This is a genomic window from Salmonella sp. WC3, assembly GCF_042932255.1.
Taxonomy (GTDB): Bacteria; Pseudomonadota; Gammaproteobacteria; order Enterobacterales; family Enterobacteriaceae; genus Salmonella; species Salmonella enterica.
Genome location: NZ_CP170629.1, coordinates 1,414,371 through 1,430,614, shown reverse-complemented (window position 1 = coordinate 1,430,614; position 16,244 = coordinate 1,414,371). Strand labels below are relative to the sequence as shown.

Below are 16,244 nucleotides of genomic sequence, written 5' to 3'. Positions count from 1 at the left end.
TATCGCACCTGAATCCTTCGAAGTACGACCGCGCAGCAGTTATATCAGGCCTGCCACGCCCTTACAACACCCGTTAATGGTGGCAGACCCAATCAACCATCTAAATTAGCTATACAAAAAAAGGCTGGCAAGTCCGAAATAGCCTGCCAGCCCTGTTTTTATTAGCGCTATTTGCGCGAGGTCACTATTTTGCGGTTACAACCTGCATTCCAGACGGTTCGTTTTGCAGAGCAAGCGTCAGAACTTCCTCAATACGCTTAACCGGGTGAATATCCAGATCGGCAATGACGTTGTCCGGAATTTCCTCCAGGTCACGTTTATTTTCGAATGGAATTAAGACTGTTTTAATCCCGCCGCGATGCGCCGCCAACAGTTTTTCTTTCAGGCCGCCGATCGGCAACACCTGACCACGCAGCGTGATCTCGCCGGTCATTGCCACATCTGCGCGCACCGGATTACCGGTCAGGCAGGAAACCAGCGCGGTACACATCGCGATACCGGCGCTTGGACCGTCTTTCGGCGTTGCGCCTTCCGGCACGTGAACGTGGATATCGCGTTTTTCGTAAAAGTCCGGATTAATACCCAGTTTTTCCGCGCGCGCACGCACCACGGTCAGCGCCGCCTGAATGGATTCCTGCATCACTTCACCGAGCGAGCCGGTGTAGGTCAACTTGCCTTTGCCCGGGACGCAGGCGGTTTCGATGGTCAACAGATCGCCGCCCACTTCCGTCCACGCCAGGCCCGTCACCTGACCTACGCGGTTTTCGCTATCCGCGCGGCCATAATCAAAGCGCTGCACACCGAGGTAGTCGTGCAGATTATCACCGTTAATTTCGATATGTTTTAACGACTTATCGAGCAACAGTTGTTTAACCGCTTTGCGGCACAGTTTGGAGATTTCACGCTCCAGACTACGAACGCCCGCTTCACGCGTGTAATAGCGGATAATACCGATAATCGCGCTATCGTCGACCGTCAGTTCGCCTTTCTTCAGCGCGTTACGCTCGATCTGCTTCGGCAGCAGGTGACGTTTAGCAATATTCAGCTTCTCGTCTTCGGTATAACCGGACAGACGGATCACTTCCATACGATCCAGCAGCGGCGCCGGAATGTTCATGGAGTTGGAAGTGGCGACGAACATCACATCGCTGAGATCGTAATCCACTTCCAGGTAATGATCGCTGAACGCCACGTTCTGCTCCGGATCCAGCACTTCCAGCAGTGCGGAAGCCGGATCGCCGCGCATGTCAGAAGACATTTTGTCGATCTCATCGAGCAGGAACAGTGGGTTTTTAACCCCCACTTTGGCCATTTTTTGGATCAGTTTACCCGGCATAGAGCCAATGTAAGTCCGGCGATGACCGCGGATTTCCGCTTCATCACGCACGCCGCCCAGCGCCATACGGATGTATTTACGCCCTGTTGCTTTAGCGATGGACTGGCCCAACGAGGTTTTACCTACCCCCGGCGGCCCCACCAGACACAGGATCGGCCCCTTGATTTTATTTACACGGCTTTGAACCGCGAGATACTCAAGGATGCGGTCTTTCACGCGCTCCAGACCATAATGGTCAGTATCGAGGATTTCCTGCGCCTGACGCAGGTCTTTTTTGACCTTGCTACGCGCATTCCACGGCACCTGCACCATCCAGTCGATGTAGCCGCGCACCACGGTCGCTTCCGCCGACATCGGAGACATCATTTTCAGCTTCTGCAGTTCCGCTTCCGCTTTCTCTTTCGCCTCTTTCGGCATTTTCGCCGCGTCGATCTTACGCTTCAGCGCTTCGTTTTCGTCCGGCGCGTCGTCCATCTCGCCAAGCTCTTTCTGAATCGCTTTCATTTGCTCGTTCAGATAGTACTCGCGCTGGGATTTCTCCATCTGCTTTTTCACGCGGTTGCGAATGCGTTTCTCAACCTGCAGCAGATCAATTTCAGATTCCATCATCGCCATCAGATATTCCAGACGTTCGTTAACGTCGGACATCTCCAGTACGGACTGTTTATCCGCCAGTTTCAGCGGCATATGCGCGGCGATGGTGTCAGCCAGACGTGCAGGGTCGTCAATGCTATTGAGTGACGTCAGCACTTCCGGCGGAATTTTTTTGTTCAGCTTGATGTAGCCTTCGAACTGGCTGATAGCGGTACGCACCAGCACTTCTTGTTCTCGCTCATCAATGGCTGGCGAATCAAGGTACTCCGCCTTCGCGGAGAAATGTTCGCCGTTGTCAGACAGCGCGGAAATACGCGCGCGCTGTAACCCCTCGACCAGCACTTTTACGGTGCCGTCAGGCAGTTTCAACATCTGCAAAATAGAGGCCACAGTCCCGACGGTGAAAAGATCGTTTACACCCGGCTCATCCGTTGATGCTTCCTTCTGGGCGACCAGCATGATTTTTTTATCATGGTCCATAGCCGCTTCCAGACAACGGATAGATTTTTCCCGCCCTACAAATAAGGGTATGACCATGTGCGGATAAACCACCACATCGCGCAACGGCAATACGGGGATTTCAATGCGTTCAGAACGCTCAGGATTCATAGAGCTCTCTCTTAGTTTAGTGTCCGCCAGGTAATCAGATAGTATAGCTGTGCTCCATACCACCTATAACATGTACGTCAGTATATGGGGATGTTTCCCACACATTCAACGGCGTGTTTACAGGAAAAACGAAAGGGGAGATAAAATCCCCCCTTTTTTGGCTAACTGATTGTATGAATGTTTAATTATTCGCCAGAAGCCTGCGCTTCCGGTTTGCCGTAAATCAGCAACGGCTTACTCTGACCGGCAATAACGGACTCGTCGATCACCACTTTTTCGACGTCTTCCATAGATGGCAAATCGTACATGGTATCCAGCAGCGCCGCTTCGACGATAGAACGCAGACCACGGGCACCGGTTTTACGCGCCATTGCTTTCCTGGCGATAGCGTCCAGCGCTTCGTCACGGAATTCCAGATCGACGCCTTCCAGGTTAAACAGCGCCTGATACTGCTTGGTCAGCGCATTTTTCGGCTCTTTCAGGATTTGAATCAGCGCTTCTTCGCTGAGTTCATTCAGCGTCGCTACCACTGGCAGACGACCGATAAACTCAGGAATCAGACCAAATTTGATCAAATCTTCCGGTTCAACCTGCGACAACAGCTCGCCTTCGCTGGCTTTGTCGGACTTCGCTTTCACCGTCGCGCCAAAACCAATGCCGGAGCCGGTTTCAACACGGTTAGCGATCACTTTATCCAGACCGGCAAACGCGCCGCCGCAGATAAACAGAATCTTAGAGGTATCTACCTGTAAGAACTCCTGCTGCGGATGTTTGCGACCGCCCTGCGGTGGAACCGCGGCGACGGTGCCTTCGATCAGTTTCAGCAACGCCTGCTGTACGCCTTCGCCGGAAACATCGCGGGTAATGGACGGATTGTCTGATTTACGCGAAATCTTATCGATTTCATCAATGTAGACAATCCCACGCTGCGCTTTTTGCACGTCGTAGTCGCATTTCTGCAACAGTTTCTGAATGATATTCTCGACGTCTTCACCAACGTAACCCGCTTCGGTTAGCGTGGTCGCATCCGCCATAGTGAACGGCACATCCAGCAAGCGCGCCAGCGTTTCCGCCAGCAGCGTTTTACCGGAACCGGTCGGTCCAATCAGCAGAATGTTGCTTTTGCCTAACTCGACGCCATTGCTGGTATCGCCGTTACGCAGACGCTTGTAGTGGTTATAGACCGCCACCGCCAGCACTTTTTTCGCCTGCTCCTGGCCGATAACGTAATCGTCCAGGTGGGTACGAATTTCATGCGGCGTCGGCAGCGCACTACGTTCACGGTGCGGAGCAACTTCTTTAATTTCTTCGCGAATAATGTCGTTACATAAATCGACGCATTCGTCGCAGATATACACGGATGGACCGGCAATCAGCTTGCGCACTTCATGCTGGCTTTTGCCGCAAAAAGAGCAGTACAACAATTTGCCCGAGCCATCTTTGCGTTTATCTGTCATGAGTCAAAACCTCTTCTTTGTTCTTTGTGCCGCACACGACGACGCAAATGCCATTCTCAGGCGCAAGCCGCTAATCAGCGTTGTGCCGCCCTTCATTAGTATATACACAAAATCATTCGAGCTACATCAAGGCGGCAACTCAGCGACTCCGCAGGCGCTTACATAAGTAAGTCACCGGGAGGCGCGCTGGCAGCCAACACCGAGGTAGCGTGAAGGATGAAGTGTATAGCGGCACACTTGCGTCCAGGGCATCAATTACGATGGGTCAAAATTGAGTCAACCAAACCGTACTCTACCGCTTCAGGCGCGGAGAGGAAGCGATCGCGCTCAGTATCACGTTCAATCTGCTCAAGAGATTGACCCGTATGATGCGCCATAAGTTCATTCATGCGCCCTTTTACTTTCAAAATTTCGCGGGCGTGAATTTCAATATCCGTCGCCTGGCCCTGGTAGCCGCCCAGCGGCTGGTGGATCATGACGCGAGAGTTCGGCAAGCAGAAACGTTTGCCTTTCGCCCCGGCAGTCAGCAGAAACGCCCCCATAGAGGCCGCCTGTCCCATACAAATGGTGCTGACGTCTGGCTTAATAAACTGCATGGTGTCATAGATGGACATCCCCGCAGTAATTACGCCGCCAGGAGAATTAATGTACAGATAGATATCTTTTTCCGGGTTTTCCGCTTCCAGGAACAGCATCTGCGCCACGATCAGGTTAGCCATATGGTCTTCGACCTGGCCGGTCAGAAATATGACGCGTTCCTTAAGTAGACGAGAATAAATATCAAAAGAGCGCTCACCGCGTGAGGTCTGTTCAATGACCATCGGCACCAGCGCCATATGAGGGGCCAAATTATCTCGTTCTCCGCTGTATGACATTTCCGTCTCCTGGATAAAAATTGAAAAAATCTGCTGTACTGATTGTAACCTGATGGACGGATTATCAGCCAGTCCCTCTGTAATGGGTACGGCATCGCCATAATTCAAGCATAACAATCTTTTGCTCTAACGCTAACACTGAAACGCGGTTTTCGCACCCTTACCATGCAAAATGCGTGACAAAAAAAACCCGTCACTGAAAGGTGACGGGTTTTTGTGCAAATTTCGTGCTTTTAACGCGAAAAATTACGCCTGCTGGTTCATCAGCTCATTGAAGGAAGTGGCTTTTTCAGACACATTCGCTTTTGCCAGAACCGCTTCAACAGCCTGTTCTTCCAGAGCGACGTTACGCATATTGTCCATCAGCTCTTTATTTTTGCTGTAGAACTCAATCACTTCTTTCGGATCTTCGTAAGCAGACGCCATCTCTTCGATCAGGCCTTTAACGCGTTCTTCGTCCGCTTTCAGCTCGTTGGTACGAATGACTTCGCCGAGCAGCAGACCGACAACTACACGACGCTTAGCCTGTTCTTCGAACAGTTCGCGCGGCAGCTCCAGAGCCTGTTTCTCGTTACCACCAAAACGCTGCGCAGCCTGACGACGCAGAACGTCGATTTCGCTGTCGATCAGCGCAGCCGGTACGTCGATGTCGTTAGCTTTTACCAGACCTTCGATCGCCTGAGACTTAACGCGGTTACGCACCGCGCCTTTCAGCTCGCGTTCCATGTTTTTACGTACTTCAGCGCGCAGACCGGCTACGGAACCATCTTCAACGCCGAAACGTTTGATGAATTCTTCGGTCAGTTCCGGCAGTTCGCGTTCTTCAACTTTCTTCAGGTTGATAACGAACTTAGCCGCTTTACCTTTCAGGTTTTCAGCATGGTACTCTTCCGGGAAGGTCACATCGATAGTGAACTCTTCGCCAGCTTTGTGGCCTTTAACGCCGTCTTCAAAGCCCGGAATCATACGACCCTGGCCCATCGCTAGAACGAAATCGGTCGCTTTGCCGCCTTCGAACTCTTCGCCGTCTACAGAGCCGGTGAAGTCGATGGTCACGCGGTCTTCCGCATCAGCAGCGCCGTCTTTTTCTTTCCAGGTCGCCTGCTGCTTACGCAGGGTGTCCAGCATCACATCAACGTCAGCGTCGGTGACTTCAACAACCGGTTTTTCAACTTCGATGGACTCGAGTCCGGTCAGCTCAACTTCCGGATAGACTTCAAACTCGACGGAGTAAGTGAAGTCTTCACCCACTTTGTATTCGCCCGGAACATAGTTCGGCGCGCCTGCCGGGTTAATTTTTTCTTTGATGATCGCGTCAACGAAGTTGCGGCTCATCAGATCGCCCAGCACGTCCTGGCGAACAGAAGCGCCATAACGCTGAGCGACGATATTCATCGGTACTTTGCCTTTACGGAAGCCGTCAATACGTACTTTTTTCGCTACGTTGACCAGCTCGCTTTTTACAGCGGTCTCGATGCTGTCAGCAGCGATTGTAATCGTTACACGGCGGCCAAGGCCCTGAGTGGTTTCAACTGAAACTTGCATCTTGTTACCTCAAAAAATCACAGTGCTCGGTCAACTCTACTCCGCAAGCACGTGCTATTTGCTTCGCGGAACCGGGATGTTCTCATAATCAATCACATTCCCTGTCGTCAGAATCATCCCGAAGACGTTCATATATAAGACGGCGCATTATAGCGGCATCACTTTTGTGAGTCGAGAACAGTGATTGTGCGATGCTGCGGCGGTTTTCACAATTCTCGGCTAATTTTTGTCTGAATACTGTACGACACGCTCAAAATTCAGACAAAACAAAACGGCCCGCAGGCCGTTTTCACATAATTCTGTAGCAACATACTGGAAAAGCGGAGGTAGTTGCAAATCCGTTTTGCTACGCGATGCTTCCCGCGCCGCGACAAGGAGGCGACGCGAAGATAGTACCCTGCAACCCTTCCCACTCTTTGAGGGTATAAGTATGCAGTGCCAGCGCATGTACGGTTGTGGAGAGTTCCGCCGTTAACGTACCGTAAATCATCCGATGACGATTAAGAAAACGTTCGCCTGTAAAGCGATCGCTCACCAGCACGACCTTAAAATGGCTTTCCGATCCTGCAGGAACATTGTGACGATAGCTTTCATCCACAACTTCGAGAAACACGGGGTCGAACGCTGTCCTTAATTTTTCTTCTATTTGCTCACGTATCATCATGAAAATCTCCTCCGACAACGCTGTGATGTCACCCATCCCTTTAAATACTAGCCGCTTTTACCGTTTCCATTACAGCATGACAACAAAAATTTAGCTTTCGTCTGATTATTTCAGCCAAACGTATGAAGTTTACTGCCTTAATCATTCTTTTAGCGCTCAAAATCCCCGCTCGCGCCGTTATCAATACCAAATCGGACATTACGACGAATTTACCTGCGTTGACCACTTCCCCTCGCCGTTAGCGGTGTTATGATGGCGGGAATTTTTACCTATCACGTTTTAAGCGTCATTGAGAGCCTGAATATGTTAAAAAAACTTCTCTTTCCGTTAGTCGCTCTGTTTATGCTGGCAGGATGCGCCACACCGCCGACGACCATTGACGTCGCGCCGAAGATCACCTTGCCACAGCAGGACCCGAGCCTGATGGGCGTCACCGTTAGCATTACCGGCGCGGACCAACGCCAGGATCAAGCGTTAGCGAAAGTCACGCGTAACAACCAGCTGGTAACGTTAACCGCCTCCCGCGATTTACGCTTCCTGTTACAAGAAGTCCTGGAAAAACAGATGACGGCGCGGGGCTATATGATCGGGCCTAACGGCGCGGTTAATCTGCAGATAATTGTTAACCAACTGTATGCTGATGTTTCCCAGGGCAGCGTGCGCTACAACATCGCGACCAAAGCGGATATCGCGATTATTGCGACCGCGGCAAATGGCAGCAAGATGACCAAAAACTATCGCGCCAACTACTCTATTGAAGGGGCGTTCCAGGCCTCTAACCAGAATATTGCCGACGCGGTAAACAGCGTTCTGACCGATACCATTGCTGATATGTCTCAGGACACCAGTATTCACGATTTTATCAAGCAAAATGCCCGTTAATAGCAACAACAAGACCCGGCAGAAGCCGGGTCTGTAGATGCCTATGTCAAGTCAATATTTACGTATTTTCCAGCAACCGCGTTCAGCCATTCTGCTGATATTGGGTTTTGCCTCTGGCCTCCCGCTGGCGCTCACCTCCGGTACGCTACAGGCGTGGATGACCGTCGAGAATATCGATCTTAAAACGATTGGCTTCTTCTCGCTGGTTGGTCAGGCCTATGTGTTTAAGTTTCTCTGGTCCCCGCTGATGGACCGCTACACGCCGCCTTTTTTAGGTCGTCGTCGCGGTTGGTTACTCGCCACCCAACTGTTATTACTGGCGGCGATTGCGGCGATGGGATTTCTTGAACCCGGCACGCAGCTACGCTGGATGGCGGCGCTGGCGGTGGTGATTGCTTTTTGCTCCGCCTCGCAGGATATCGTGTTCGACGCCTGGAAAACCGATGTTTTACCCGCAGAAGAACGCGGCGCTGGCGCGGCAATCAGCGTGCTTGGCTACCGGTTGGGGATGCTGGTTTCCGGCGGACTGGCGCTATGGCTGGCCGATCGCTGGCTCGGCTGGCAGGGCATGTACTGGCTGATGGCGGCATTGCTGATCCCCTGCATTATCGCCACCTTACTGGCGCCGGAACCGACCGATACTATCCCGTCCCCGAAATCGCTGGAACAGGCCGTCGTCGCGCCGCTACGCGATTTCTTTGGCCGTAATAACGCCTGGCTGATTTTACTGCTCATTGTGCTTTATAAACTGGGTGACGCCTTCGCTATGAGCCTGACCACCACCTTTTTGATTCGCGGCGTCGGCTTTGACGCCGGCGAAGTCGGCGTGGTCAATAAAACGCTGGGCCTGTTGGCGACAATCGTCGGCGCGTTATACGGCGGCATATTAATGCAGCGTCTTTCGCTGTTTCGCGCGCTGCTGATTTTCGGCATTTTGCAAGGCGCGTCCAACGCCGGTTACTGGTTGCTCTCCATTACCGATAAAAACATGTTCAGCATGGGCGCGGCGGTCTTTTTCGAAAATCTGTGCGGCGGGATGGGTACTGCCGCCTTTGTCGCCTTATTAATGACGCTATGTAATAAGTCGTTTTCCGCAACACAGTTTGCCCTACTGTCGGCCCTCTCCGCAGTAGGCCGGGTTTATGTTGGTCCTGTAGCGGGCTGGTTCGTTGAAGCGCACGGCTGGCCGACATTCTACCTCTTCTCGGTTGTTGCCGCCGTTCCCGGGCTGTTACTGTTGCTGGTCTGTCGGCAAACGCTGGAATATAGCTGGCAGAACGAGCGTTTCATTCCCCGCACGCAATACCGTGGCGCCTACAATTTCGCGCTTTCAATCCTGCTCGCGGGCGTCGCTTTGCTGGCGGTCTGGGTACTCCTGCTGACCATGAACGCGTTGGATTACACTAACTTCTCATTCCTGTCCGGATTGCTTGAAACTGCGGTAGCGGTTGCCGTGTGCGGCATTGTCTTTGGCGGGTTGCTGGACTACCTGGCGCTACGAAAAACACGCCTGCTCTAAAACATTATTTGCCGTTGTAATAACGACCCGGAATTATAACGGCTAAATAACCATCAATTGATAAAAAATATATCTGTCTTTTTGTGCGCAACAGAATTTTGGAAATTATTGGTAATTTCTACGCTACCTATATTCTTTACACGATTCAGCCGATTAAATTTAAATTTCTGCCGTTGATTGTCCTTTTATTGATAATAAATTGTTAAGTAATTGTTTTATTTTTACATTGGTTATACCAATTATCCCTCAACATCCCACTTACAGACCTCATCCGTTATAACGCAAAGTTTCAACAGTGTCTTAAAGTTATTTCGACATACTTGGCAACATATGTGACATGCGCGGCAGAACTTGGTAACACAGAACCAATCATGTTTACAGTAATGTAACCTTACCGTAAAATGCCCCTACACTTTAAACGCCACCAGGTCCCGTGGAATTGAGGTCGTTAAATGAGACTCAGGAAATACAATAAAAGTTTGGGATGGTTGTCATTAATTGCAGGCACTGCATTACTCAGTGGCTGTAATTCTGCGCTGCTGGATCCCAAAGGACAGATTGGACTGGAGCAACGTTCGCTGATACTGACGGCATTTGGCCTGATGTTGATCGTCGTTATTCCCGCCATCTTGATGGCTGTTGGTTTCGCCTGGAAGTATCGTGCGAGTAATAAGGATGCGAAGTATAGTCCGAACTGGTCACACTCCAATAAAGTGGAAGCCGTGGTCTGGACGGTGCCTATCTTAATCATCATTTTCCTTGCCGTACTGACCTGGAAAACCACGCACGCGCTTGAACCAAGCAAGCCGCTGGCGCATGACGAAAAACCGATCACCATCGAAGTGGTTTCCATGGACTGGAAATGGTTCTTCATCTATCCGGAGCAGGGTATCGCCACCGTCAACGAGATCGCCTTCCCGGCGAACACGCCGGTTTATTTCAAAGTGACCTCCAACTCCGTGATGAACTCCTTCTTTATCCCGCGTCTGGGTAGCCAGATTTATGCCATGGCCGGTATGCAAACACGTTTGCATCTGATCGCCAACGAACCCGGAACCTACGATGGCATCTCCGCCAGCTATAGCGGCCCGGGCTTCTCTGGTATGAAGTTTAAAGCTATCGCCACCAAAGACCGCGCAGAATTCGACCAATGGGTCGCAAAAGCGAAGCAGTCTCCGAACACCATGAATGATATGGCGGCGTTCGAGAAAGTGGCTATGCCAAGCGAGTACAACAAGGTGGAATATTTCTCCAGCGTGAAACCTGATTTGTTCAAGGACGTTATTAACAAATTCATGGGCCACGGTAAGAGCATGGACATGACCCAACCTGAAGGTGAGCACAGCTCGCATGAAGGAATGGAAGGTATGGACATGAGCCACGCGGAATCCGCCAACTCCAAGGGTTGAGGAAGATAAGATGTTCGGAAAATTATCACTGGATGCAGTACCGTTCCATGAACCTATCGTCATGGTAACGATCGCTGCAATTATCGTCGGGGGACTGGCGATACTGGCAGCGATTACTTACTTCGGTAAGTGGACCTACCTATGGAAAGAGTGGTTAACGTCGGTTGACCATAAACGCCTCGGCATCATGTATATCATCGTCGCGATTGTGATGCTGTTACGTGGTTTCGCCGATGCCATCATGATGCGTAGCCAGCAGGCGCTTGCCTCCGCAGGCGAAGCGGGTTTTCTACCGCCGCACCACTACGATCAGATCTTTACCGCTCACGGCGTAATCATGATCTTCTTCGTGGCGATGCCCTTCGTTATCGGTCTGATGAACCTAGTGGTTCCGCTGCAGATCGGCGCGCGCGACGTTGCTTTCCCTTTCCTGAACAACCTGAGCTTCTGGTTCACCGTTGTCGGCATTATTCTGGTTAACCTCTCGCTGGGCGTGGGTGAATTCGCGCAGACAGGGTGGCTGGCTTATCCGCCGCTATCGGGAATAGAGTACAGTCCCAGCGTCGGGGTCGATTACTGGATATGGGCGTTGCAACTCTCGGGTATTGGTACGACGTTAACCGGTATCAACTTCTTCGTGACGATCCTGAAGATGCGTGCGCCGGGTATGACGATGTTCAAGATGCCGGTCTTTACCTGGGCCTCTTTGTGCGCCAACGTACTGATCATCGCCTCTTTCCCGATTCTGACGGTTACCGTCGCGTTGCTGACCCTGGATCGCTATCTGGGCACCCATTTCTTTACCAACGATATGGGCGGCAACATGATGATGTACATCAACCTGATTTGGGCCTGGGGCCATCCGGAAGTGTACATTCTGATTCTGCCGGTCTTCGGGGTATTCTCCGAAATCGCAGCGACCTTCTCGCGTAAACGTCTGTTCGGCTATACCTCGCTGGTTTGGGCGACCGTCTGTATTACCGTACTGTCGTTTATCGTTTGGCTGCACCACTTCTTCACGATGGGCGCAGGCGCGAACGTTAACGCCTTCTTCGGTATCACCACCATGATTATCGCCATCCCGACCGGGGTGAAGATCTTCAACTGGTTGTTCACCATGTATCAGGGCCGTATCGTCTTCCATTCCGCAATGATGTGGACCATCGGCTTTATCGTGACCTTCTCGGTCGGCGGTATGACCGGCGTGCTGCTGGCGGTACCGGGCGCGGACTTCGTCCTGCACAACAGTCTGTTCCTGATTGCGCACTTCCATAACGTGATCATCGGCGGCGTGGTGTTTGGCTGCTTCGCGGGTATGACCTACTGGTGGCCGAAGGCGTTTGGCTTCAAGCTGAACGAAACCTGGGGTAAACGCGCCTTCTGGTTCTGGATTATCGGTTTCTTTGTAGCCTTTATGCCGCTGTACGTACTGGGCTTCATGGGCATGACCCGTCGCCTCAGCCAGCAAATTGATCCGCAGTTCCATACGATGCTGATGGTTGCCGCCGCCGGTGCCGCGCTGATTGCGCTGGGTATCCTGTGCCAACTGATTCAGATCTTCGTTTCTATTCGCGACCGCGATCAGAACCGCGATCTGACCGGCGACCCATGGGGTGGCCGTACGCTGGAGTGGTCAACCTCGTCTCCGCCGCCGTTCTATAACTTTGCCGTTGTGCCGCACGTTCACGAACGTGACGCCTTCTGGGAAATGAAAGAAAAAGGCGAAGCGTACCAACAGCCTGGACAGTATGAAGAGATTCATATGCCGAAAAATAGCGGTGCCGGTATTGTTATCGCCGCCTTCGCGACGGTATTTGGCTTCGCCATGATCTGGCATATCTGGTGGCTGGCGATAGTGGGTTTCGCAGGCATGATCATCAGCTGGATTGTAAAAAGCTTTGATGAAGATGTGGATTACTACGTGCCGGTCCCGGAAGTCGAAAAACTGGAAAACCAGCATTTCGATGAGATTACTAAGGCAGGGCTGAAAAATGGCAACTGATACTTTAACGCACGCGACTGCCCACGCGCACGAACACGGGCACCATGACGCAGGCCAGAACAAAATCTTCGGATTTTGGGTCTACCTGATGAGCGACTGCATTCTGTTCTCTATTCTGTTTGCTACCTATGCCGTTCTGGTAAACGGCACCGCTGGCGGCCCGACAGGTAAGGACATTTTCGAACTGCCGTTCGTTCTGGTTGAAACCTTCCTGCTGTTATTTAGCTCCATTACCTACGGCATGGCGGCGATCGCCATGCACAAGAACAACAAGAGCCAGGTTATCTCCTGGCTGGCGTTGACCTTCTTGTTCGGTGCCGGATTTATCGGGATGGAACTCTATGAATTCCATCACCTGATTGTTAACGGTATGGGCCCGGATCGCAGCGGCTTCCTGTCTGCGTTCTTCGCGCTGGTCGGCACGCACGGTCTGCACGTCACTTCCGGTTTGATCTGGATGGCGGTGCTGATGGTGCAAGTTGCCCGTCGCGGTCTGACCAGCACTAACCGTACCCGCATCATGTGTCTGAGCCTGTTCTGGCACTTCCTGGATGTGATTTGGATTTGCGTATTCACTGTTGTTTATCTGATGGGGGCGATGTAATGAGTCATTCTACCGAGAGCGGCGGCGCATCCCACGGCAGCGTAAAAACGTACATGACCGGCTTTATCCTGTCGGTCATCCTGACGGTTATTCCATTCTGGATGGTGATGACTGGCGCTGCCTCTCCGGCCGTTATTCTGGGATCTATCCTGGCAATGGCAGTGGTGCAGATTTTGGTGCATCTGGTGTGTTTCCTGCACATGAACACCAAATCTGATGAAGGCTGGAACATGACGGCCTTCATCTTTACCGTGCTGATCATCGCCATCCTGGTTGTGGGCTCCATCTGGATTATGTGGAACCTCAACTACAACATGATGATGCACTAAGAGCGGCGAGTATGATGTTTAAGCAATACCTGCAAGTAACGAAACCAGGCATCATCTTTGGCAACCTGATCTCGGTGATCGGGGGATTTCTGCTGGCCTCAAAGGGCAGCATTGACTATCCCCTGTTCATTTATACGCTGGTCGGGGTGTCACTGGTTGTGGCGTCGGGTTGTGTATTTAACAACTACATCGACAGGGATATCGACAGGAAGATGGAAAGGACCAAGAATCGGGTGCTGGTCAAAGGCCTGATTTCTCCTGGCGTCTCGCTGGTATACGCCACCCTGCTGGGTATTGCTGGCTTTATGCTGTTGTGGTTTGGCGCCAATCCTCTGGCCTGCTGGCTGGGGGTAATGGGCTTCGTGGTCTACGTTGGCGTGTACAGCTTGTACATGAAGCGTCACTCCGTCTACGGAACGCTGATTGGTTCTCTCTCCGGCGCAGCGCCGCCGGTGATTGGCTACTGCGCCGTAACGGGCGACTTTGACAGCGGCGCGGCGATCCTGTTGGCTATTTTCAGCCTCTGGCAGATGCCGCACTCTTACGCCATCGCCATTTTCCGCTTTAAGGACTATCAGGCGGCCAATATCCCGGTTCTGCCGGTGGTAAAAGGAATCTCAGTCGCTAAAAACCACATCACGCTGTATATCATTGCGTTTGCCGTTGCAACGCTAATGCTCACGTTGGGCGGTTATGCCGGTTACAAATACCTGGTGGTCGCCGCGGCGGTCAGCGTTTGGTGGCTCGGCATGGCGCTACGCGGTTACAAAGTGGAAGATGATAAGGTCTGGGCGCGCAAGCTGTTCGGCTTCTCTATCATTGCGATTACCGCGCTGAGTATCATGATGTCCGTTGATTTTATGGTGCCGAATTCGCAGAATCTGCTGACTTACGTCTGGTAAGACTTTTAATGGCGTATCGCTTGATACGCCATTATTTTCGCTCGCAGTTACAGAAAAACGCCTGCCTTAAGCATATCCATCTCTTTACCGTTAACCATTCCCGTCACAGCAGTCACGCTATAGCTATCAACATCGCAAAATTCCGGCTGATAGATAGGTTGTAATGTCGATTCACGGAGCGTATCAGACTTATACCCTTGTAAATTGCGGTCCTGCGTATTTAGCCCAAAAGGCTCAAATGCGATAACCTGCTGTGACATCGCCCCGGCCTTATTTTTCAGCGTCAGTGAGACGCGCAAATTCTCTATACTGCTGATTCTGTCCGTTTTGACGACAAACTCCAGCTCGCATGCATAGCCGCTGCCCTGGCTCGCACCGAAAACACGATCACGATTGAAGGTTAACTTCGGCAAATTCTTTTCACGCATTGCCACAGCCTCAGCGCGGGCCTGTCGGTCTTTTTCGCAGGTCACCTGAAAATGGGGATCGTCTGCAAAACTTGTTCGCCCCTGAGCAAACAACTCCGCTGCCTTCCGGCAATCCGTGTCGACAAACTGACCGTTGGTATACATCCAGGCAAGATAGTTTAAAGCGCGAGACTTGCCCATCTTCGCCGCCCGTTCAAAGAATTCAAACGCCCGAGCGTAATCAAGCGGAACCTGCGTCCCGGAGTAATAGATCTCACCAAGATTTATGAGCGCATCGACATTACCCTGCGCAGCCGCCAACTCGTACCACTGCACCCCCTTCTGCAGATCGCGCTTAATCCCTCGTTTTCCATTCAAGTAGAAGTAACCGAGTATATTCTGCGCATCAGCCTGGCCCAATTCAGCAGCCTTGCGGAACCATTGCAACGAACGCGCCTCTTTATCGTCGACCTCAACAAAACCAGAGTCATAGAGGCTACCAACGATAAAGTTAAGTTCAGGGTCTCTCTCCTGCGCCCACAGCTCCGCAAGGTGCAGGATATCCGCCTTTGAATAACCCAGGCGCGTGATGAGCGCGGCCATCGCGCTCCCGCCGCTGGCATACTGGCGTAATGTTTCAATAAACCGGGAACGCTGAGTAATATCGCTTTCCGCGGCTTGCTTTGCCGTATCTATTTCGTCGGCTATCAGGCGCGTCACCGTCTGCGCATCAGTATCGGTGTCTGCTTTACTGGTTTTATCCGCAAGCTCTTTTGCCAAAACGTCATCCTGCATCACCCCCAGGCCATGCAGATAAAAATAACGAGCGTTGTAGCAGCCATAGGGTTCTTCAACATGACAAGCCTGCTCATAATACTTGATAGCCTGTATCGTATCTTTCGGCACAGCAACGCCGTACTCATAAATAAACCCCAACTCCGCCAGCGCTTGAGCATTATTATCTTTGGCTAACGCTTTTAGCTCATTTAGCGCCTGAATATCTTTCTGCGCAATACGGCTATACAACGCGTCAATATCATCACCTGCCTGACATACCGATGCGAAAGAAAGCCCAAGCAGAAACAAAATACTCCATTTCCGTTTTATCAT

At 51.7% G+C, this 16,244-nt stretch carries 13 protein-coding genes; 7 read left to right on the top strand and 6 right to left on the bottom strand.

Annotation, left to right across the window (positions count from 1 at the left end):
• Positions 1-184: 184 nt before the first annotated feature.
• From lon to bolA, 5 genes are all read right to left on the bottom strand, one after another.
• Positions 185-2,539, bottom strand: coding sequence for an endopeptidase La (gene lon / locus ACFK9X_RS06685; RefSeq protein WP_001067723.1), 2,355 nt, complete (start codon positions 2,537-2,539; stop codon positions 185-187).
• 185 nt (positions 2,540-2,724) lie between these two features.
• On the bottom strand, positions 2,725-3,996 hold the full coding sequence (clpX, locus tag ACFK9X_RS06680) for an ATP-dependent protease ATP-binding subunit ClpX (RefSeq protein ID WP_000130314.1): 1,272 nt from the start codon (positions 3,994-3,996) through the stop codon (positions 2,725-2,727).
• 251 nt (positions 3,997-4,247) lie between these two features.
• Positions 4,248-4,871 (bottom strand): ATP-dependent Clp endopeptidase proteolytic subunit ClpP, encoded by a 624-nt coding sequence (gene clpP / locus ACFK9X_RS06675; RefSeq protein WP_000122257.1) that lies wholly within the window; start codon positions 4,869-4,871, stop codon positions 4,248-4,250.
• A 246-nt stretch (positions 4,872-5,117) separates the two neighbouring features.
• The gene (tig, locus tag ACFK9X_RS06670; RefSeq protein ID WP_151115932.1) at positions 5,118-6,416 is read right to left on the bottom strand and encodes a trigger factor; all 1,299 of its coding nucleotides are present in this window, start codon (positions 6,414-6,416) and stop codon (positions 5,118-5,120) included.
• 346 nt (positions 6,417-6,762) lie between these two features.
• Positions 6,763-7,080, bottom strand: a complete 318-nt coding sequence (gene bolA / locus ACFK9X_RS06665; protein WP_151115930.1) for a transcriptional regulator BolA — start codon at positions 7,078-7,080, stop codon at positions 6,763-6,765.
• A gap of 303 nt (positions 7,081-7,383) precedes the next feature.
• Here bolA and ACFK9X_RS06660 point away from each other — a divergent pair, with 303 nt between their 5' ends.
• From ACFK9X_RS06660 to cyoE, 7 genes are all read left to right on the top strand, one after another.
• Positions 7,384-7,962, top strand: a complete 579-nt coding sequence (locus ACFK9X_RS06660) for a lipoprotein (RefSeq protein WP_001537832.1) — start codon at positions 7,384-7,386, stop codon at positions 7,960-7,962.
• Between the two features lie 43 nt (positions 7,963-8,005).
• Positions 8,006-9,481 (top strand): muropeptide MFS transporter AmpG, encoded by a 1,476-nt coding sequence (ampG, locus tag ACFK9X_RS06655; RefSeq protein ID WP_000098473.1) that lies wholly within the window; start codon positions 8,006-8,008, stop codon positions 9,479-9,481.
• 452 nt (positions 9,482-9,933) lie between these two features.
• Positions 9,934-10,890: a cytochrome o ubiquinol oxidase subunit II gene (gene cyoA / locus ACFK9X_RS06650; protein ID WP_001239449.1), complete on the top strand. Its 957-nt coding sequence runs from the start codon at positions 9,934-9,936 to the stop codon at positions 10,888-10,890.
• Between the two features lie 10 nt (positions 10,891-10,900).
• Positions 10,901-12,892: a cytochrome o ubiquinol oxidase subunit I gene (cyoB, locus tag ACFK9X_RS06645; protein WP_151115928.1), complete on the top strand. Its 1,992-nt coding sequence runs from the start codon at positions 10,901-10,903 to the stop codon at positions 12,890-12,892.
• A complete protein-coding gene (locus ACFK9X_RS06640; protein ID WP_000179833.1) occupies positions 12,882-13,496 on the top strand; it encodes a cytochrome o ubiquinol oxidase subunit III in 615 nt (204 codons plus the stop codon). The genes cyoB and ACFK9X_RS06640 overlap by 11 nt, the downstream gene beginning before the upstream one ends.
• Complete coding sequence (locus ACFK9X_RS06635; RefSeq protein WP_000019878.1) at positions 13,496-13,825, top strand: cytochrome o ubiquinol oxidase subunit IV; 330 nt, start codon at positions 13,496-13,498, stop codon at positions 13,823-13,825. The genes ACFK9X_RS06640 and ACFK9X_RS06635 overlap by 1 nt, the downstream gene beginning before the upstream one ends.
• An 11-nt stretch (positions 13,826-13,836) precedes the next feature.
• Positions 13,837-14,727 (top strand): heme o synthase, encoded by an 891-nt coding sequence (cyoE, locus tag ACFK9X_RS06630; protein WP_000971352.1) that lies wholly within the window; start codon positions 13,837-13,839, stop codon positions 14,725-14,727.
• Between the two features lie 47 nt (positions 14,728-14,774).
• Here cyoE and ACFK9X_RS06625 read toward each other — a convergent pair whose 3' ends face one another.
• Positions 14,775-16,244 (bottom strand): tetratricopeptide repeat protein, encoded by a 1,470-nt coding sequence (locus ACFK9X_RS06625; RefSeq protein ID WP_151115926.1) that lies wholly within the window; start codon positions 16,242-16,244, stop codon positions 14,775-14,777.